Source organism: Agromyces capsici (assembly GCF_058349965.1).
The window spans coordinates 1,507,136-1,526,156 of the sequence record NZ_JBYRET010000001.1; the positions used below are offsets into that span (position 1 = coordinate 1,507,136).

At 70.4% G+C, this 19,021-nt stretch carries 12 protein-coding genes; 9 read left to right on the plus strand and 3 right to left on the minus strand.

Annotated elements, in window-relative coordinates:
- Positions 1–184: 184 nt before the first annotated feature.
- The 3 genes from AC3RKB_RS07200 to AC3RKB_RS07210 are packed head-to-tail and all read left to right on the plus strand — an operon-like array spanning position 185 to position 5,796.
- Positions 185–2,197, plus strand: coding sequence for a DNA/RNA non-specific endonuclease (locus AC3RKB_RS07200; RefSeq protein WP_491435415.1), 2,013 nt, complete (start codon positions 185–187; stop codon positions 2,195–2,197).
- Complete coding sequence (locus AC3RKB_RS07205; RefSeq protein WP_491435416.1) at positions 2,187–4,316, plus strand: CHAT domain-containing protein; 2,130 nt, start codon at positions 2,187–2,189, stop codon at positions 4,314–4,316. The genes AC3RKB_RS07200 and AC3RKB_RS07205 overlap by 11 nt, the downstream gene beginning before the upstream one ends.
- Before the next feature lie 31 nt (positions 4,317–4,347).
- Positions 4,348–5,796, plus strand: a complete 1,449-nt coding sequence (locus tag AC3RKB_RS07210) for an nSTAND1 domain-containing NTPase (protein WP_491435417.1) — start codon at positions 4,348–4,350, stop codon at positions 5,794–5,796.
- Between the two features lie 12 nt (positions 5,797–5,808).
- On the opposite strand, the gene AC3RKB_RS07215 is transcribed toward AC3RKB_RS07210, so the two are convergent.
- Positions 5,809–7,233 carry a hypothetical protein gene (locus AC3RKB_RS07215; protein ID WP_491435418.1) on the minus strand — a complete coding sequence of 475 codons (1,425 nt, stop codon included), beginning with the start codon at positions 7,231–7,233 and terminating at the stop codon, positions 5,809–5,811.
- 236 nt (positions 7,234–7,469) lie between these two features.
- On the opposite strand from AC3RKB_RS07215, the gene AC3RKB_RS07220 reads away from it, so the two are divergent.
- The 5 genes from AC3RKB_RS07220 to AC3RKB_RS07240 all read left to right on the plus strand — a co-directional run bounded on the left by AC3RKB_RS07220 (position 7,470) and on the right by AC3RKB_RS07240 (position 15,008).
- A complete protein-coding gene (locus AC3RKB_RS07220) occupies positions 7,470–7,916 on the plus strand; it encodes a hypothetical protein (RefSeq protein WP_491435419.1) in 447 nt (148 codons plus the stop codon).
- 158 nt (positions 7,917–8,074) lie between these two features.
- The gene (glgX, locus tag AC3RKB_RS07225) at positions 8,075–10,282 is read left to right on the plus strand and encodes a glycogen debranching protein GlgX (protein WP_491435421.1); all 2,208 of its coding nucleotides are present in this window, start codon (positions 8,075–8,077) and stop codon (positions 10,280–10,282) included.
- Positions 10,279–12,696 carry a malto-oligosyltrehalose synthase gene (gene treY, locus AC3RKB_RS07230; protein ID WP_491435422.1) on the plus strand — a complete coding sequence of 806 codons (2,418 nt, stop codon included), beginning with the start codon at positions 10,279–10,281 and terminating at the stop codon, positions 12,694–12,696. Before glgX ends, treY begins: the two co-directional genes overlap by 4 nt.
- A complete protein-coding gene (gene treZ, locus AC3RKB_RS07235; RefSeq protein ID WP_491435424.1) occupies positions 12,693–14,459 on the plus strand; it encodes a malto-oligosyltrehalose trehalohydrolase in 1,767 nt (588 codons plus the stop codon). Before treY ends, treZ begins: the two co-directional genes overlap by 4 nt.
- Before the next feature lie 9 nt (positions 14,460–14,468).
- On the plus strand, positions 14,469–15,008 hold the full coding sequence (locus AC3RKB_RS07240; RefSeq protein ID WP_491435425.1) for a ClbS/DfsB family four-helix bundle protein: 540 nt from the start codon (positions 14,469–14,471) through the stop codon (positions 15,006–15,008).
- A 10-nt stretch (positions 15,009–15,018) separates the two neighbouring features.
- On the opposite strand, the gene AC3RKB_RS07245 is transcribed toward AC3RKB_RS07240, so the two are convergent.
- Both AC3RKB_RS07245 and ku read right to left on the minus strand, forming a co-directional pair.
- Positions 15,019–15,333, minus strand: coding sequence for a hypothetical protein (locus AC3RKB_RS07245; RefSeq protein ID WP_491435426.1), 315 nt, complete (start codon positions 15,331–15,333; stop codon positions 15,019–15,021).
- A gap of 50 nt (positions 15,334–15,383) precedes the next feature.
- Positions 15,384–16,355, minus strand: a complete 972-nt coding sequence (gene ku, locus AC3RKB_RS07250) for a non-homologous end joining protein Ku (protein WP_491435427.1) — start codon at positions 16,353–16,355, stop codon at positions 15,384–15,386.
- A 142-nt stretch (positions 16,356–16,497) separates the two neighbouring features.
- Here ku and AC3RKB_RS07255 point away from each other — a divergent pair, with 142 nt between their 5' ends.
- Entirely contained in the window at positions 16,498–18,918 is a 2,421-nt protein-coding gene (locus AC3RKB_RS07255) for an ATP-dependent DNA ligase (protein ID WP_491435428.1), read from the plus strand.
- The last annotated feature ends 103 nt before the right edge of the window (positions 18,919–19,021 follow it).

Sequence of the window (19,021 nt, forward strand, 5' to 3'; positions counted from 1 at the left end):
CTTCCCGCGCGCACGGCGTACTTCTTGGTACTCCCGTGCGAAGCCGATTGAGTAGTCCTCATTTTCGAGGACTCGGCCCACCTTCGAGCCATTGCCGGTGACGCGGCGGTGACACCGGCGGCGTAGCAATCGGGAACGGTGAGGATCTCGGAACGCTCGGCGTGCAGGGCGACAGGAGGAATCGATGGACGCGTTGTCTCGGCTGAGGGCGCAGAATGCTGCGATGCGGAGTCGCGACTCGGACCTCGACGAGGAGCTGGCTCACGGTGGGGTCGCCGAGGGACCGGCGCTCGAGATGCAGGTCGACGAATTCCAGCTCGAGACGATCGTCCTGCGCACGGGGCGTCCGGTGCTGGCGATCAAGCGGGACGAGGCGCAACTGACGCTCGAAGATCCCGACAGCGCGGTCTGGCAGGATCGGCTCGCGGACGCACGCCGGCACGTGGTCCGTGCCGCCCGGGCGGTGGGCAGGATCGAGGTCGTGGGCCACAGCCTCGACTGGGTCGGCACGGGCTGGCTGGTCGCACCCGAGACCATCGTGACGAACAGGCACGTGGCTGCCGAATTCGCCCGCGAGCGCGGAACCACGTTCATCTTCCGAGAGGGACTCGACGGTCGCGCGATGCACGCCTCGATCGACTTCCTCGAGGAGGTCGAACGCGAGGAGAGCCTGACGTTCGAAGTCCGCCAGGTCGTGCATATCGAGGATTCGGGCGGCCCCGATATCGCGTTCCTGCGCGTCGACCAGATCGCGGGTGGCACGGCCGCGACCCCGATCCCGATTGCGGGAGCATCGCAGCCCGATGACTTCGTGGCCGTGATCGGCTATCCGGCCCGCGACAGCCGGATCCCGGATGTCGGGCTGATGGACCGGATCTTCGGGAACGTGTACGACAAGAAACGGCTGGCGCCGGGCCAGCTGCTGGAGCCCTCGGGCGACTCCATCCGTCACGATTGCTCGACGCTCGGAGGGAACTCCGGGTCGGTCGTCTTGTCGCTGGCCACCGGCGAAGCGGTCGGGCTGCATTACGCCGGCAGGTTCCTCGAAGCCAACTTCGCGGTCTCCGGCAGCGTCCTGGCCCGGCGGCTCGACGACGTGCGACGGGGACGCGCGGGTCGCCCTGGATCCTCGCCTTCGGGCGAGGGAGCCTCTCCCGTGTCGGCGCAGTCGCCGAGCACGGCCGGGCCCACGGCGACGGTGTCGTACCAGCTGCCGTTGTCCATCACGGTGCACGTCGGCGACCTGCAGCCGGCCGGCGAGCGCAGCGTCCATGCTGCGATCCAGGCAGGTGGCCTGGCTGTCGGCGAGGGCGAGGGCGAGGGCGAGGTCTTCGTCGAGGCCGTCGCCGAAGACTACGTCGACAGGTCGGGATATGCGGAAGGCTTCCTGGGCGACGATCCGATCCCACTGCCGGTCATCACGCGCGGAGTGGACGACGTCCTGACATTCCGATTCGACGACCGCGACGAGCGCGTGCTGAAGTACGAGCACTTCTCGGTGCTGATGAGCGCCGGGCGGCGGCTGTGCCGATTCAGTGCCGTCAACATCGACGGCGACCGTCCCAAGAGGTTCGCCCGAGTCGGTTGGCGGACCGATCCCCGGATACCGGCAGGAGCCCAGATCAAGGCCGAGTGCTACGGCGATCCACCCAGGTTCTCTCGGGGTCACATGACTCGTCGCGAGGATCCCGTCTGGGGCACGGACACGGCCGCGGCACTCGGCAATGCCGATTCGATGCACGTCACCAACGCCGTACCGCAGATGCAGCCGTTCAACGCCGGGATCTGGCTCGACCTCGAGGACTACGCACTGCAGAACGCGCGACGTGATGAGATGAAGATCTCGGTGTTCACCGGCCCCTTCCTCGAAGACGACGATCCGACGAGATTCGGGGTCCGGATCCCCGTCGAATTCTGGAAGGTCATCGCCTTCATCCATGACGAGACCGGCGAGTTGTGCGCAACCGGCTACACGATGTCCCAACGCGACTTCCTCCGCGAGGAGGAGTTCGTCTTCGGCGCGCACCAAACGGCGCAGCGCTCGATCGCGTCGATCGAGCAGCGAGCCGGGCTCTCCTTCGGACGGCTCGCGGACCTGGATCCCTTCGAGGAGTTGGAGGGAATCGCGCCGAACCTCACGGACGTGTCCCAGATCCGATTCCTTCGTGACCCGGGGGGTCGCCACGATGCCCGGTGACGCCGATCTCGAGTTGGGCCTGACCTGGATCCGGCACGGCGACGCCGCAGGCACGGTGGAAGTCACGACGCCGGCGGTCCTCGACGCAGACCCTCTCGACGTGGGCGAACTCGAGGTCGGCATTCGATTCCAGAACCCGCGAGAGAACGTCGACCGGATCCTCCCGCGGGTCCCGCCGGTCGCGATCGACTTCAGGCGACTGAGAAGCCTCGGACATGACGAGGAGGCGTACGGCACGGCGCTCAGCGAAATGGTCCTCGGCCGCGACGATATTCAGCCCTTCCTGCACGAGGCGATCGCGGCGACGGAGGGCAACGAGCTCGACCTCCATCTGCGACTGCGCATCAACGCCCCACCGCAGTTCCACGCGCTGCGATGGGAGTCCCTCCGCGACCTGCGCTCGCCCGATCCGATCGCCACCCGATCCGGCCTGCTCCTCTCGCGGTACTTGACGAGCCCGGACTGGAGGCCGATCCCTGCGGTCCCCGAGCACGATCTGCGTGCCCTCGTGGTGATCGCGAGCCCGAGCGACATCGAGACGTACCATCCGAATGAGCGCACGCTCGCCCCGGTGCGGGTCGACGAGGAACTGGCGCGTGCCCGGCGCGCACTCACCGCGTTCCGGGACGTCGAGGTACTGACCGACGGCGACGCGACCATGGCCGGACTCCTCGCAGGACTCGAGGTCGGCGTGGACGTGCTGTACCTCGTCTGCCACGGGGCCCTCATGCACGACGTCCCTGTGCTGTATCTCGAGAAACCGGACGGCACGGGCGATCGCGTCGACGGACGCACGCTCGTCGAGCGCCTGACCGGACTGCCCAAACGGCCGACGCTGGTCATGCTGTGCTCGTGTCAGTCGGCATCGGGGGCAGGCGAGCAGTGGAGCGTCGACGAAGGAGATCTCTCGGCACTCGGTCCGCGCCTCGCCGGAGCAGGTGTCTCCGCCGTGGTGGCGATGCAGGGCAACGTGTCGATGACGACTGCGGGAGCATTCACGCAGGCCTTCTTCCAGGCGCTGGCCGAGGACGGGGTCGTCGACAGGGCGATGGCGACCGCGAGGCGAGCGGTCCGTGAACGCGAGGACTGGTGGGTCCCCGTGCTGTTCTCCCGGCTGCGCTCCGGCCGCACCTACTACAGGCCCGAGTTCACCGAGCGGACTGACGCGACATGGGAGGATTTCACGGCGCAGCTGCGCGGGGGGCGCGTCCTGCCGGTGCTCGGCCCCGGACTGGCCGACTCGATCCTCGGGTCCCGTCAGGACATCGCGCGACGATGGGTGAAGCGCTGGCAACTGCCCCTGGCGGCCCACAATCAGGACGACCTCGCACAGGTGGCCCAGTACCTGACGGTCCGCAAGTCCGAGATGGTGGTACGCGGCCATCTCATCGACTACCTGCGCGATGAGATCCGCAGGCGTTCCGAGCGCGCTGAGCCGGGCGACCCCTTCCGCGACCTGCCTCTCGACCCGCAGCGACCCGAGGAAGCCATCACCGAGGTCGGCCGCCGCGTTCGAAGGATCGACCCCGGCGACCCGTACAGCGTGGCGGCTGCGTTGCCCGTCGATGTCTACGTGACCACGGCGGTGACGGATCTGCTGCAGGCCGCGTTGCGGGACCAGGATCCGCCGCGCGAACCGGTCACCATGACGTTCCCCTGGAACGAGAGGCCCGACGTCGAGATGCTCGAGAATCTCGAAAGGCCGTCGGTGGCGCGTCCGCTGGTGTACCACCTGTTCGGCCGCCTCGAGCGACCGAGCTCGATGGTGCTCACCGAGGACGACTACTTCGACTGGATGGCTGCCTGGCTGACCCAGCGAAGGGACATCCCCACGGTGGTTCAGGAATCACTCGTCGCGAAGTCGCTCATGTTCGTCGGCTTCCGTCTCGACGACTGGGATTTCCGGGTGGTGTTCCACGCGGTGAAGAGCTTCGGCGGGAGCATGATCCTGAGGAGGGGTCTCCACGTCGGCGTCCAGTTGAGCCCCGACAGCCAGTTGATCGAACCCGAGGCCGCGCAGGAGTACTTCGAGTCGTATTTCGGCAACGACAAGGTGAACATCTACTGGGGGGAGACCCGCCACTTCTTCGACGACCTCCGCACCCGGACCGGGCTGTGACGTGTCATCCCAGGTAGCAGGTTCTGAATCCGTGCATCGACGGCGGACCAATCCGTACGTCGGACCACGGGCGTTGCGCGAAGGCGAGGCGATCTTCGGGCGCGACCGCGAACAGCGGGACCTGGCCAGCATGCTCGTGGCCGAGCGAATCGTCCTGCTCCACGCTCCATCAGGCGCAGGCAAGACCTCGCTCATCCAAGCCGGGCTCATCCCCTTGCTGCAGGAGAACGAGATCCTCCGTCCGACACGCGTGGCGCGCGTGAAGACGCCGCCGCCGCAGGGCGTCGACGTGCACAACCGTTACGTCCACAGCGTCGCACTCGACCTGCTCGAGGGTGGTCGAGATCCCGAGGAGCTCGCCGGGATCACCTTTCCGGACATCGTCGCAGGGCTCGCACCCGCGGACGACACGCGGTATCCAGTTCTCATCCTCGACCAGTTCGAGGAGATCCTCTCGCTCGATCCGACCGACTGGACGAACCAGAGGGTCTTCTTCGAGGAGTTGGGCACCGTGCTCCAGGACGGTCGGGTCTGGACGCTGATCTCGATGCGAGAGGACTACATGGGCGGGCTGGATCGGTTCCTCCGGTACCTGCCGGGGCAACTCCACGCGACCTTCCGACTCGACTACCTCTCCCGGAACGCGGCGAAGGCGGCAATCCGGCGGCCGGCCGAAGCGGTCGGCGTCGCGTTCGCCGAGGATGCGGCAGCGGAGCTGGTCGCCAGACTCGCGAAGACCGTCGTCGCCCGACCATCGCAGGCCAGTACGGAGGTCGACGCCCCCTATGTCCAGCCATTCCAGCTGCAGGTCGTCTGCCGTCGCCTCTGGAGGGAGATGGTGCGCCGCTCGGGCGACGACTTCACGGCGATCGAGCTCCCTCACGTGCAGGAGCTGGCGCACATTCCCCAGGCGCTCGCCGACTACTACGCCGGTGCGGTACGGGATGTCGCCGCCGAGACGGGGGCGGATGAGGGTGCCGTGCGCGGCTGGTTCGACACGCAGCTCATCACGAAGGATCGGCTCCGCACGCAGGTCCTCGCAGGGCCCGTGGCGGGGACAGCGGACCCGGAGGCGCTGCTCCTGGCGTTGGAGGAGGCGCGGCTCATCCGGAAGGACACCCGTGGCGATTCAACGTGGTGGGAGCTGTCCCACGACACGCTCATCCGCGCCGTCATCGACGACAACCGGAAGTGGTTCCTGGGCCACCTCGAGCCGTGGCAGTGGAAGGCTCGCGCGTGGGCCCTCGACCGAGAAGACGACGCGCTCCTGCGTGGGCAGGAGCTTCGAGCAGCGCAGGAACGTGCGAGATCACGCGAGCTCAACGACGACGAACGCAGGTTCCTCGACGAGAGCCGACACGCCGAGCGGGACCGTGGCGCATTCGACCGCATGCGCGGCGCCGTGGCCAGCATGCGGTCGCTCCTGATCCTCGAGAGCGCCGTGATCGTCGGATTGGTGATCGCGCTCATCGCACGCTGAGCCCGTCCTGGGTCAGCCGACGTTCAGCGTCACGGCGGGATCGCCCAGGACGACGTAGTTCTGGGCGTCGTTCCGTTCCGTCCAGGTCAGGGCCAGCTCGCGCTCCGGCGTGCGCTGGTCGTCGAACCGGGCGTCCTCCAGGAGCGTGCTGAGATTCGCCGACAGGGCGGCATACCGCTCGTTGAAGTCCTTCATCGCATACCCGACCGGATGACCGAGCAGGACGCGCCCCAACGCGTTCTGGAACGGCAGGAGCTGTCCCTGGCCGCCGCCGACGAACGAGTAGCCCCAAGCCCGGTCGATGTGCCCGATCACGGCGAGGGCCCCTCCCTCGGGATGGGACAGCAGGCGCTTCGGAAGGGCACTCACGAAGGACTCCGGAGCCAGCTCCTGTCGCTCCCCGCCGGGGAGGTGGACGAAGGCGTCCTCCTTCGGCGTGCCCGCCCCGAAGCACGCGAAGAAGAACGCCACCAAGCCGTGCACCCGGGCATCCTCCGGGATGTCAGCGGCGCCGAGGTAATGGGCGTGCTCGATCCGGCCGATCCCGGGCCAGTCTTGGCAGAGCAGCGACCCCTGACGGGCGCGCTGGTCCACGTGACCGGACGGCCAGCCGCCCATGCCGTGGGAGGCGGAGAAGAGCAGCGCGGGCCGACCTGACGTGCCAGTGCCCGCGAAGATCTCTCCGAGGCGGGCCTTGGTGGCCTGCTCGCCCACCAGGTCGTCGATTCGCCAGCGCGATACCGAGCGGGCGAAACGGCCGCCCGACCTGAAGCTCTCGACCAGGGGCATCACCAGCGAGTCGGCGGAGAGCTGCGTCGCGCGGTCGAATGGATGCCGCGTTCCGAAGAAGGCCGCAGACGTGTCGCGCGGTGCGGACTCCGCGTTCTCGTAGTCGATGAGTCCGGCGACGTAGTTCCTGTAGTCGGCCGGGTCGTCGAAGTCCAGCCGACCGACGGCGTACTCCGTGTCGAGGAGATACTGGAAGGAGAACGGGATCCGATCCGGCCCGCCGATCACGACGACGTAGTAGGGCACCTTCTCCGGCACGATGTTCCCCGGGGCGGTCCTGTGGCGGTCGAGCCAGGCAGCCCAGCCCTCGCCCGGGCGATGCTCGAGGACCTTGGTGCGAGCGTCGCCGATCCGCCGCCGACGATGTTCGATGAGCGGCTCCAGCGCGGACTTCACGTCCTCGCTCTCGTCCGCACTGAAGACCACGGCCCAACCCGCCTCCTCGACCTTCGCCGGGTCGACGTCGAACGGGAGCCCGAGGTGCTCCTGCGTCATCGCAGCGTGCAGATGACGGAGCTGCGCCTGCACCGAGGGATCCTCGGGCCGCTCGATCGCCCACGCCGCCACCTCCGCGGGATCGAGGGGAGGCACGAGGTACTCGCCGGTGAGACCGCTGACCCCGTTCGCGACGATCTCCTCGCCGGCCATCCCGTCCTCCCGAATGGATCGACTTCGCGTACTTCTCGATACACCTCCCGGCTCCGCTCGACCAGTCCGCATTTCCGGGGACGCGCGGTCCTGATCACGATCCGGGTCGTCGGTGCGCCCCGGTGCGAGAACGGCAGGATATGCCCGTCAAGGGGCGTTTCCCGTGTCGGTGCGCGGGAGTAGGCTCCCATCTGTTTCACGAGAACAGAGGAGAATGCGTTATGCGACGTATCGCCATGCCCGCTGCACTGGTCTTCGCCGGTGCACTTGCCCTGTCCGGGTGCGCGACCGGAAACGGCGGAGACACCGCCGCACCGGCCGAGGACACCTGCGCCACGGTCGCGAGCGAGATGCGTGACATCTCGAACGGCATCCAGAACACGCTCGCCTCGGCGACGTCGACCGACGACATCCAGGCGTACCTCGACGACGCGAAGTCGCGCGTCGACGCGGCCGTCGAGGAGGCCGGCGACAACGAGGAGCTCACCGCCGCCGTCGAGGAGTTCAAGGCCCAGCTCGAGAGCGTCTCGGAGTACGCGGGTGAGCTCACCGAGGGTCCGTCCGAGGACGACCCCGAGGCGACCGTCGTCGAGCAGGATCCCGAGGCCATGGCCGAGCAGCAGACGGCCGTGATGGAGGCCGCGACCGAGGTCAACGCGGTCTGCGCCGACGGCGAGGAGTAGCCCGCCGATCCGGCGCCGCCGCCGGTGACGCTCGAACGGCCGGAGCGGGAGCACCCCGCTCCGGCCGTTTCCATGCCCGGCCGGGGGTGCTGTCAACGGGACGCACGGCCGCGCATCGGCACCCTACGATGGCCTGAGGCTCACCGTTGGGGGACGACTTGCACACTTGGCCCGGCTCGACCTATCCGCTCGGCGCGACGTTCGACGGCAACGGCACGAACTTCGCGTTGTTCAGCGAGGTCGCGGAGAAGGTCGAGCTCTGCCTGTTCGACAATCGGCGGCGCGAGACCCGGGTCGAGCTCATCGACGTCGACGCCTACATCTGGCACGCGTACCTGCCTCAGGTGCAGCCCGGCCAGCGGTACGGCTATCGCGTGCACGGCCCGAACGATCCCGCCCGCGGTCTGCGCTGCAACCCGAAGAAGCTCCTGCTCGACCCCTACGCGAAGGCGGTCGAGGGTGAGCTGAAGTGGAGCCAGTCGCTGTTCGGGTACGAGTTCGGCAAGCCCGAGAAGCGCAACGACGCCGACTCGGCGAAGAGCATGATGCTCGGCGTGGTGACCAACCCGTTCTTCGACTGGACCGGCGACCGGCACCCGCGCACCCCGTACGCCTCGACGCTCATCTACGAGGCGCACGTGAAGGGCCTCACCCAGACCCTGCCCGGCGTGCCCGACGAGATCCGCGGCACGTATGCGGCGGTCGGCCATCCGGCCGTCATCGACCACCTCGTCAAGCTCGGCGTGACCGCCCTCGAGCTCATGCCGGTGCACCAGTTCGTCAACGACGGCACGCTGCAGGAGAAGGGCCTCTCCAACTACTGGGGCTACAACACGATCGCGTTCTTCGCACCGCAGAACGCGTACGCCTCGACGGGCCAGCGCGGCGAGCAGGTGCAGGAGTTCAAGGCCATGGTGAAGGCGCTGCACGCGGCCGGCATCGAGGTGATCCTCGACGTCGTCTACAACCACACCGCCGAGGGCAACCACATGGGACCGACCCTGTCGATGCGCGGCATCGACAACGCCGCGTACTACCGGCTCGTCGACGACGACAAGCAGTACTACATGGACTACACGGGCACCGGCAACTCGCTCAACGTCGGCCACCCGCACGCACTGCAGCTGATCATGGACTCGCTGCGCTACTGGGTGCTCGAGATGCACGTCGACGGATTCCGCTTCGACCTCGCGTCGACGCTCGCACGCGAGTTCTACGACGTCGACAAGCTGTCGACGTTCTTCGAGCTGGTGCAGCAGGATCCGGTGGTCTCGCAGGTCAAGCTCATCGCCGAGCCGTGGGATGTCGGGCCCGGCGGCTACCAGGTCGGCAATTTCCCGCCACAGTGGACCGAGTGGAACGGCAAGTACCGCGACACCGTCCGCGATTTCTGGCGTGGCGAGCCCGCGACGCTCGGCGAGTTCGCCTCGCGCTTCACGGGGTCGGCCGACCTGTACGAGCACTCGGGCCGCCGCCCCGTGGCATCCATCAACTTCGTCACCGCCCATGACGGTTTCACGCTCCGCGACCTCGTCTCGTACAACGAGAAGCACAACGAGGCCAATGGGGAGGACAACAAGGACGGCGAATCGCACAACCGCTCGTACAACCTCGGCGTCGAGGGACCGACCGACGACCCCGAGATCCTGACGCTCAGGGCACGGCAGCAGCGCAACTTCATCGCCACGCTGCTGCTCTCGCAGGGCGTGCCGATGCTCGCGCACGGCGACGAGCTCGGCCGCACCCAGCAGGGCAACAACAACACCTACGCGCAGGACTCCGAGCTGAGCTGGATCGACTGGGAGCACGCCGACCAGCCGCTCATCGAGTTCACCGCCGCGGTCGCCAAGCTGCGCGCCGAGCACCCGACCTTCCGGCGCAGCCGGTTCTTCGACGGCCGCCCGGCGCGGCGCGGCGCGGGCGACCGCGTTCCCGACATCGTCTGGCTGCGCCCCGACGGCTCGATCATGGAGCCCGAGGACTGGGATGCCGGCTTCGGCAAGGCGATCGGCGTGTTCCTGAACGGCGAGGGCATCCGCGAGCGCGACCGCCGCGGCGAGCGCATCGTCGACCGGCACTTCATCGTGCTGTTCAACGCGCACGACGACACCGTCGAGTTCACGCTGCCGATGCACGAGTTCTCGCCCGAGTGGGAGGTGCTGATCGACACGGCGGGCAAGCGCGCCGACTCCGCCCCGATCCAGCCCGGCGGCACCCTCCCGCTCGAGCAGCGCTCGCTCGTGGTGCTGTGCCAGCACGATCCCACTCCCGAGGAGGTCGACCACTCGGTCGCGGCCTCGCTGTCGGCGATGGTGGCGGCGAGCAAGGAGGAAGCACCGGCGCCGAAGAGCGAGGCCGGCCGGTGACGGGCCCGCGGGCGCCGCGCCGTGAGCCGCGCTCGACGTACCGGCTCCAGGTGCGGCCCTCGTTCGACCTGCACGACGCGGCCTCCGTCGTCGACTACCTCGACGCGCTCGGCGCCGACTGGGTGTACCTGTCGCCGATCCTGCCCTCCCGCGCCGGCTCCGACCACGGGTACGACGTGGTCGCACACGACTCGGTCGATGCGGCGCGCGGCGGCGAGGCGGGCCTCGATGCGGTGGCGGATGCCGCGCACCGCCGTGGCCGCGGCATCCTGGTCGACATCGTGCCGAACCATGTAGGCGTGGCGGATGCCGCGCAGAACGCCTGGTGGTGGAGCCTGCTGCAGCTCGGGCCCGCGTCGCCGCACGCCGACGCGTTCGACGTCGACGGCGCACTCGCCGACGGCAGGGTGCGGATCCCGGTGCTCGGCGGCACGCTCGAGGAGGCGGCGGCGTCGGGCGACCTGCGCGTCGAGCACGGCGAGCTGCGGTACTTCGAGCACCGGTTCCCGCTCGCGCCGGGTTCGGCCGACGACGGCGCCGACGCGGCCACGGTCCACGGTCGGCAGCACTACGAGCTCGTGCACTGGACGCGCGCCGACGCCGAGCTGAACTACCGCCGGTTCTTCGCCGTGAACGAGCTCGCCGGCGTGCGCGTCGAGCGGCCCGAGGTGTTCGACGCGACCCACGCCGAGATCGTGCGCTGGGTGCGCGACGGCCTCGCCGACGGGCTCCGCGTCGACCACCCCGACGGGCTCGCCGCGCCCGGCGACTACCTCGACCGGCTGGCGGAGGCCACGGGCGATGCGTACGTGCTCGTCGAGAAGATCCTCGAGGGCGACGAGCCGCTGCCCCCGCACTGGCGCACCGACGGCACGACCGGGTACGACGCGCTCGCCGATGTCGACCGCGTGCTCGTCGATCCCGCGGGGGAGGGCCCGCTCGACGCGCTCGACGCGCGGCTGCGCGCCGAGACCGGCATCGACGGCCCCACCGACTGGCACGAGCTGATCCACGGCACGAAACGCGGCATCGCCGACGGCATCCTCCGCAGCGAGGTGCTCCGCCTCGAGCGGATGCTGCCCGAGCCCCGTCCGGCCGACGCGGCCGACGCGCTCGCCGAGCTGCTCGCCTGCTTCCCGGTGTACCGCTCGTACCTTCCCGCAGGCCGCGAGTACCTCGACCAGGCGGCCCGGCTCGCGCGCGAGCACCGGCCCGACCTCGCCGCGACCGTCGACGTGCTCCTCTCCGTCCTCGCCGACGCCGCGGATCCGGTCGCGATCCGGTTCCAGCAGACCAGCGGCATGGTCATGGCCAAGGGCGTGGAGGACACCGCGTTCTACCGGTTCACAAGGCTCGGTTCGCTCACCGAGGTCGGCGGCGATCCGTCGGAGTTCGCGATCGGGGTCGACGCGTTCCACGCGCGGCAGCAGCGCCGGCACGCGTCGTGGCCGCACTCGATGACGACCCTCTCGACCCACGACACCAAGCGCGGCGAGGACGTGCGGGCGCGCATCGACGTGCTCGCCGAGATCCCCGAGCGCTGGTCCGACGAGCTCCGGTGGCTCCGATCGGCGGATGGCGCGGGGTCGACGGGCGACGGCCCGTTCGACGCGCTGCTCTGGCAGGCGATCGTCGGCGCGTGGCCGCTCGAGCGCGAGCGGGCGCATGCCTACGCCGACAAGGCCGCGCGCGAGGCATCCGTCTCGACGCACTGGACCGCGCCCGACGAGGCGTTCGAGCGTCGCATGCACGAGGTGATCGACCGGGCGTACGACGTGCCGGCCGTGGGCGAGCGCCTCGACGCGTTCGTCGCGTGGCTCGCGCCTGCGGGCTGGTCGAACTCGCTCTCGGCCAAGCTGTTGCAGCTCACGATGCCCGGCGTGCCCGACGTGTACCAGGGCAGCGAGCTGTGGGAGACGAGCCTCGTCGACCCCGACAACCGCAGGCCCGTCGACTTCGCGGTGCGGCGGCGGATGCTGGGCGAGCTCGACGCCGGGTTCGCGCGCGGCGACCTGCCGCCCGTCGGCGACACCGCGGCGGCCAAGCTCCTGGTCACCTCGCGAGCGCTGCGCCTGCGCCGCGACCGGCCGGAGTGGTTCACGCGGTACACGCCGCTCGCGGTCGCCGATGTCGCCTCCCGGCACGTGATCGCGTTCGACCGCGGCGGCGCGGTGACGGTGGCGACCCGCCTGCCGGTGGCGCTCGCCGCTCGGGCGGGCCTGGCGCCGTCGGCTCCCGTCCCGCCTGAGGCGTGGGGCGACACGGTGGTGCTCGTCCCGCGTCGCCCGATGGTCGACGCGCTGACCGGACGACGGCACGACGGCGGCGCGATGCCGCTCGGCGAGCTGCTCGCGACCTTCCCCGTGGCGCTGCTCGTGCCCGACGACTCGCCTGCGACGGGGGCCGTGCGGTGAGCGTCGAGGTGTGGGCGCCGAACCCGTCGCGGGTCGCGCTGCGGCGGCCGGGGCATCCCGACGTCGCGATGGACCGCGCCGACGGCGGCCGCTGGCGCGCCGACGTCGACCTCGCGCCCGGCGACGAGTACGGCTTCGTGCTCGACGACGACGAGCGCGCCCTGCCCGATCCGCGGTCGCTGCGCCAGCCGCGCGGCGTGCACGAGTCGAGCGCGGCATTCGACCTCGGCGCGCACGAGTGGGCGGATGCCGCGTGGACCGGGCGCCAGCTCGCCGGGGGCGTGGTCTACGAACTGCACGTCGGCACGTACACGCCCGACGGCACGCTCGATTCCGCGATCGAGCGCCTCGACCACCTCGTCGAGCTCGGCATCGGCTTCGTCGAACTGCTGCCCGTCAACGCCTTCAACGGCACGCACAACTGGGGCTACGACGGCGTGCTCTGGTACGCCGTGCACGAGGCCTACGGCGGCCCGGCCGCGTACCAGCGGTTCGTCGACGCCTGCCACGCGCGCGGCCTCGCGGTGATCCAGGACGTCGTCTACAACCACCTCGGGCCGAGCGGCAACTACCTGCCGCGCTTCGGGCCGTACCTGCGCGCGGCCGAGCGCAACACGTGGGGCGAGTCGGTGAACCTCGACGAGCCCGAGGTGCGGCGGCTCATCGTCGACAACGCGATGATGTGGCTGCGCGACTTCCACGTCGACGGGCTGCGGCTCGACGCCGTGCACGCCCTCCGCGACACGTCGGGCCGGCACATCCTGCAGGAGCTCGCCGAGCACGCCGACGCGCTCTCGGCGCACCTCGGCCGGCCGCTCACGCTCATCGCCGAGTCCGACCTCAACGACCCGCGGCTCATCCTGCCGCGCGAGGCCGGCGGCTACGGCCTCACCGCCCAGTGGAGCGACGATCACCACCACGCGATGCACGTCGCGCTCACCGGCGAGACGGTCGGCTACTACGCCGACTTCGCGCCGCTCGAGGCGCTGGTGAAGACCACGACGCGCGGGTTCTTCCACGACGGCACGTTCTCGTCGTTCCGCGGCCGCGACCACGGGATCCCGATCGACCCGGCCGTGCCGACGTGGCGGCTCGTCACGTTCACGCAGGACCACGACCAGGTCGGCAACCGCGCCGCGGGCGACCGCATCTCGCAGACCCTGTCGGAGGCGCGCCTCGCGGTCGCCGCCGTGCTGAACCTCACGAGCCCCTTCACCCCCATGCTGTTCCAGGGCGAGGAGTGGGGCGCGTCGACCCCGTGGCAGTTCTTCACCTCGCATCCCGAGCCCGCGCTGGGCCGGGCGACCGCCGAGGGTCGCATCGAGGAGTTCGCGCGCATGGGCTGGGACCGCTCGGTCGTGCCCGACCCGCAGGACCCCGAGACGTTCCGCCGGTCGAAGCTCGACTGGGCCGAGGCGGCGTCGGCGGATGGCGCGCACGCGCGACTGCTCGACCTGCACCGTCGCCTCCTCGCGCTCCGCCGCGCCCGCCCCGAGCTCACCGATCCGGCGTTCGCGCACGCCGCGGCATGGGCCGACGACGCGTCGAAGCGGTTCCGGATGGAGCGCGGCGACCCCGAGGCGTCCGAGCGCGTCGTCGTGCTCGCGAACCTCGGCCTCGCGCCGTGGGAGGTCGGCGTCGACGCGCCGGCCGACGTCCTGCTCACCACAGGGCCGGCGCTCGCCGACACCGTGCCGGCGGGCGGCATGCTCGTGCTGCCCGGCGAGTCCGCGGCGGTCCTGCTCGTCCGAGGGTCCTCGTAGGCTGGCGCCGTGACGATCCCGACGCATCGCGCCGACCTCGTGCGGCAGGCCGAGGAGCGCTTCGACCAGCTCGAGGACGCCATCGACGACCTGCTGGCCGAGCCCGCCTCGAGTTCCGCGGCACCGCCCGAGCCGGCGACGGATGGCGAGACCTCACGTCGCGACCGCGACGCCGTCGACGTGCTCAACCACTTGCACGCCTGGCACATGCTGCTCCTCGGCTGGCTCGCGGCCGACGCCGCCGGGCGGTCTCCCGGGTACCCCGCCGAGGGCTACACCTGGCGCGACCTCGACCGGCTCAACCGCGACCTGCGCGACCGGTACCGAGGCGACGGCGACCTCGACACCGCCCGTGAGCGCCTGCGGGCGAGCCATCGCTCGGCGCTCGCCCGCATCGACGCACTCGACGACGACGCGATCTTCAGCGACGGCCGGCCGTGGCTCGGCGGGGCGACCCTCGCCGAGCCGGCGCACGAGTGCCTCGGCGGCCACTACGCGTGGGCGATCGGCGCCCTGCCCGGACTGCCGGTCCGGGCCGACGCATCCTGATCGGGATCGATCAGGCGCGGCCGGGGAGGTTCAGCTCGTCGGGGTCGACATCGACGTCGCCTGCGTCGTCGGGGCCGCCCGTGCCGGGCACGGCTCGCACCGCCGACGTGTCGACGTCGGCCTCGACCGCGTCGGGGATCGGGTCGGCCTGCTTCGCCGCGGTCTCGGCCTCGCTGCCCGGACTCGTGCGGTCGTCGTCGGGGTTCGTGTTCGCCCCCGGCACGTCGTTGCTCGACGCCGAGGTGTCTCCTCGCTTCGGCGCGGGCGGCCCGTCCTCGCCCTCTCCGGCGGCGAACCGGGAGAGCATGTCGTCGTTGTCGCTCATGCCGTCACGCTACGTCGCGCCATCCGGCGACGCACGGGGTTGACGGAACGTCAGCCCGCCTTCTTGGTCGTCTTCCTCCGGGCGGCCGGCTTCGCCGCGCCATCCGCCACCGCCGCCTTCGACGCCGCCTTCGAGGCCGTCTTCGACGCCGGCTTCGAGGAGGAGGCCTTCGAGGAGGCGGCCTTCGAGGACGTGGACTTTGCCGCCGCCGTCGCCGCGGGCTTCTCCTCGCCGCCGCCGCGCTTGGCCGCGATCGACTGGCGCAGCGCCTCCATGAGGTCGATGACCTCGCCGCCCTCCTCCTTCTCGGGCTGCTCGCCGAAGGTCGCGGCCGTGTCGATCGCATCGCCCTGCTCGAGCTTGGCGGCGATGAGGGTGCGCAGCTCCTGCTGGTACTCGTCGACGAACTGGTCGGGGTCGAAGTCGTTCGAGAGGCTCTCGATCAACTGTTTTGAGAGGTCGAGCTCCTTGTCGCTGATCCGGGCCTTCTCGTCGAGCGAGGGGAACTTCGCCTCGCGCACCTCGTCGTTCCACAGGAGCGTCTGCACCATGAGCACGTCGCCGTAGACGCGGAGCGCGGCGAGGCGGGTCTTCTGGCGCAGCGCCATCCGCACGATCGCGGTCCGCTCGGTCGACTCGAGCGCCTCGCGCAGCAGCACGTACGCCTTGTTCGAGGCCGAGTCGGGTTCGAGGTAGTAGCTCTTGTCGAAGCGGATGGGGTCGACCTGCTCGGTCGGCACGAACTCGACGACCTCGATCTCGCGGCTGCGCTCGGCGGGCAGCGACTTGAGGTCCTCGTCGGTGATGATGACGGTGCGCTCGCCGTCGTCGTACGCCTTGTCGATGTGCTGGTACGGCACGACCTCGCCGTCGATCTCGCACACGCGCTGGTAGCGGATGCGCCCGCCGTCGGCGTCGTGCACCTGGTGCAGGGACACGTCGTGATCCTCGGTCGCGCTGTACAACTTGACGGGCACATTGACTAGGCCGAATGTGACCGCCCCCTTCCAGACGGCTCGCATCCTCCCAGTAGACACCCCGGATGCCGCGAGCGGTACCCCTTGCCGACGGCGCCGGCGGCACCGACTCACGCGAAACGGCCCGCGGAAGGGCGTTTTCGCGTGAGTCGGTGTTGCGGCGGGCCGGGCCGGGCAGGATGGGGGGATGGCGCAAGGGCCGTACCAGCAGGTCGACGTCGACGGCCGTCGGCTGCGACTGACGAACCTCGACAAGGTCATGTACCCGTCGACGGGCCTGACCAAGGGCGAGATGATCGCGTACTACGCCGAGATCGCGCCGACGATGCTCCCGCACGTGGCGGGCCGGCCGATCACGCGCAAGCGGTGGGTGAACGGCGTCGGCACCCCGGAGCATCCGGAGCAGGCGTTCTTCGAGAAGCACCTCGAGGAGCACGCGCCCGAGTGGATCCGCCGCGGCGTGCAGCACCACTCCGACGGCGACAAGTCGTACCCGATCGCCGACAGCCGGGCGACGCTCGTCTGGCTCGCGCAGATGGGCGCGATCGAGCTGCACGTTCCGCAGTGGCGGTTCGACCCGTCCGGGGCGCCCGCGAATCCCGATCGCATGGTGTTCGACCTCGACCCGGGCGAGGGCATGGGCCTGCCGGAGTGCGCCGAGGTCGCCCGGCTCGTGCGCGGCATCCTGCAGCACATGGGGCTCGAAGCCGTGCCGGTCACGAGCGGCAGCAAGGGCATCCACCTGTACGCGGCGCTGGACGGCGCGCAGACGTCGGAGCAGGTCTCGGCCGTCGCGCACGAGCTCGCGAGGGCCCTCGAGGCCGACCACCCCGACCTCATCGTGTCGAGCATGCGGAAGACGCTGCGGTCGGGCCGCGTGCTCATCGACTGGAGCCAGAACAACGGCAAGAAGACGACGATCGCGCCGTACTCCCTGCGCGGGCGCTTCCGGCCCACGGTCGCGGCACCCCGCACCTGGGAGGAGCTCGACGACCCGGAGCTGCGGCAGCTCGAGGCCGACGAGGTCGTGGCGCTCGTCGCGGAGCGCGGCGATCCGATGCTCGCGGTCACCGCGGCATCCGCCGACGGCCCGCTCAGCACCTACCTCTCGATGCGCACGCACGGCGCCACGCCCGAGCCGATGCCCGAGTCGGCGTGGGGCGTCGCGAACGACGGCGAGCCGCGGTTCGTGATCCAGGAGCACCATGCGCGACGCCTGCACTTCGACCTGCGGCTCGAGCGCGAGGGCGTGCTGAAGAGCTGGGCGGTGCCGAAGGGCGTGCCCGAGACATCCGGGACCAATCACCTCGCGGTGCAGACCGAGGACCACCCCATGCAGTACCTCGTGTTCGAGGGCACCATTCCCGAGGGGCAGTACGGCGCCGGGTCGATGACGGTGTGGGACACCGGAACGTTCGAGGTCGAGAAGTGGCGCGACGACGAGGTGATCTTCACCCTCACCGGGCGCGTCGGCGGGCCGCTCGGGCAGGTCCGGCTCGCGCTGATCCGCACGGAGGGCGAGGGGGAGAAGAGCCAGTGGCTGCTGCACCGGATGAAGGAGCAGGGTGGAGAGCCGATCGCGTCGAGGGCGGCTCGACCGTCGGTTGCGCCCGCTCGCCGACCGGCGGATGGCACGGCCGGCACCGATGACGTCGGGTACTCGCCGATGCTCGCGGTGCCCGGCACGGCCGGCCTGGTGACGGGCGACGAGTGGGCGCTCGAGTGGAAGTGGGATGGCATCCGCCTGCTCGCGCGCGTCGACGACGGTGTCGTGCGGCTCGCCAGTCGGAAGGGCATCGACCAGACCGCGACCTACCCCGACCTCGCGGGGCTCGCGCGCGTGCTCCGGGGCGACGCCGTGGTCGACGGCGAGGTCGTCGCGCTCGATGAACGGGGGCGACCCGACTTCGGCCTCCTGCAGCGCCGCATGAACCTCTCGAAGCCGCGCGAGATCGCCGAGGCCGCCGCCGCCGTGCCGGTGACGCTGCACCTGTTCGACGTACTCGAGGTGGCGGGCACGTCAACGATCGACGAGTCGTACGACCAGCGGCGTGCGCGGCTCGAACGGCTGTTCCGTGCGCGCGACGGCGTGCCGATCGACGTGCCGCCCATCGTCGAGGGCGAGCCGGCCCCGGCCCTCGAGGAGGCGCAGCGGCTCGGGCTCGAGGGGCTCGTGGCGAAGCGGCGCCGCTCGACCTACCGACCGGGGGTCCGCAGCGACGACTGGGTCAAGCTCAAGCTCTCGCGCACGCAGGAGGTCGTGATCGGCGGGTACCGCAAGGGCACGGGCGGGCGCGAGGGCCGCATCCGCTCGCTGCTGATCGGGATTCCGGCCGAGGGCGGCCTGCGGTACGCCGGGCGGGTCGGCTCCGGGCTGCGCGAGCGGGAGTCCGAGCGGTTGCTCGCGCGGCTCGATGGACTCGCCCGGGCGGAGTCGCCGTTCGACGACGTGCCGGCGGCCGACGTCGTCGACGCGGTGTGGGTCGAGCCCGAACTCGTCGGCGAGATCGAGTTCGGCGAGTGGACGAGGACCGGCGTGGCGCGCCATCCCCGCTGGCGTGGCCTCCGGCCCGACAAGCGGCCCGAGGACGTGGTGTTCGAGGGCTGAGATCGTTCACGTATCCGATATCGGCTGAATCATCCGCCGAACCGCGCGAAATGCGGGCGGATGGCGCATGACCCGGTGAACCGTCCCCCGTTGGGGGGTAGTG

Excerpts from the sequence above, each read along its gene's own strand:
- AC3RKB_RS07255 (WP_491435428.1), top strand. The coding sequence starts at position 16,498 with ATGGCGCAAGGGCCGTACCAGCAGGTCGACGTCGACGGCCGTCGGCTG.
- AC3RKB_RS07205 (WP_491435416.1), top strand. The coding sequence starts at position 2,187 with ATGCCCGGTGACGCCGATCTCGAGTTGGGCCTGACCTGGATCCGGCAC.
- AC3RKB_RS07200 (WP_491435415.1), top strand. The coding sequence starts at position 185 with ATGGACGCGTTGTCTCGGCTGAGGGCGCAGAATGCTGCGATGCGGAGT.
- ku (WP_491435427.1), bottom strand. The coding sequence starts at position 16,355 with ATGCGAGCCGTCTGGAAGGGGGCGGTCACATTCGGCCTAGTCAATGTG.
- AC3RKB_RS07245 (WP_491435426.1), bottom strand. The coding sequence starts at position 15,333 with ATGAGCGACAACGACGACATGCTCTCCCGGTTCGCCGCCGGAGAGGGC.
- AC3RKB_RS07215 (WP_491435418.1), bottom strand. The coding sequence starts at position 7,233 with ATGGCCGGCGAGGAGATCGTCGCGAACGGGGTCAGCGGTCTCACCGGC.
- AC3RKB_RS07220 (WP_491435419.1), top strand. The coding sequence starts at position 7,470 with ATGCCCGCTGCACTGGTCTTCGCCGGTGCACTTGCCCTGTCCGGGTGC.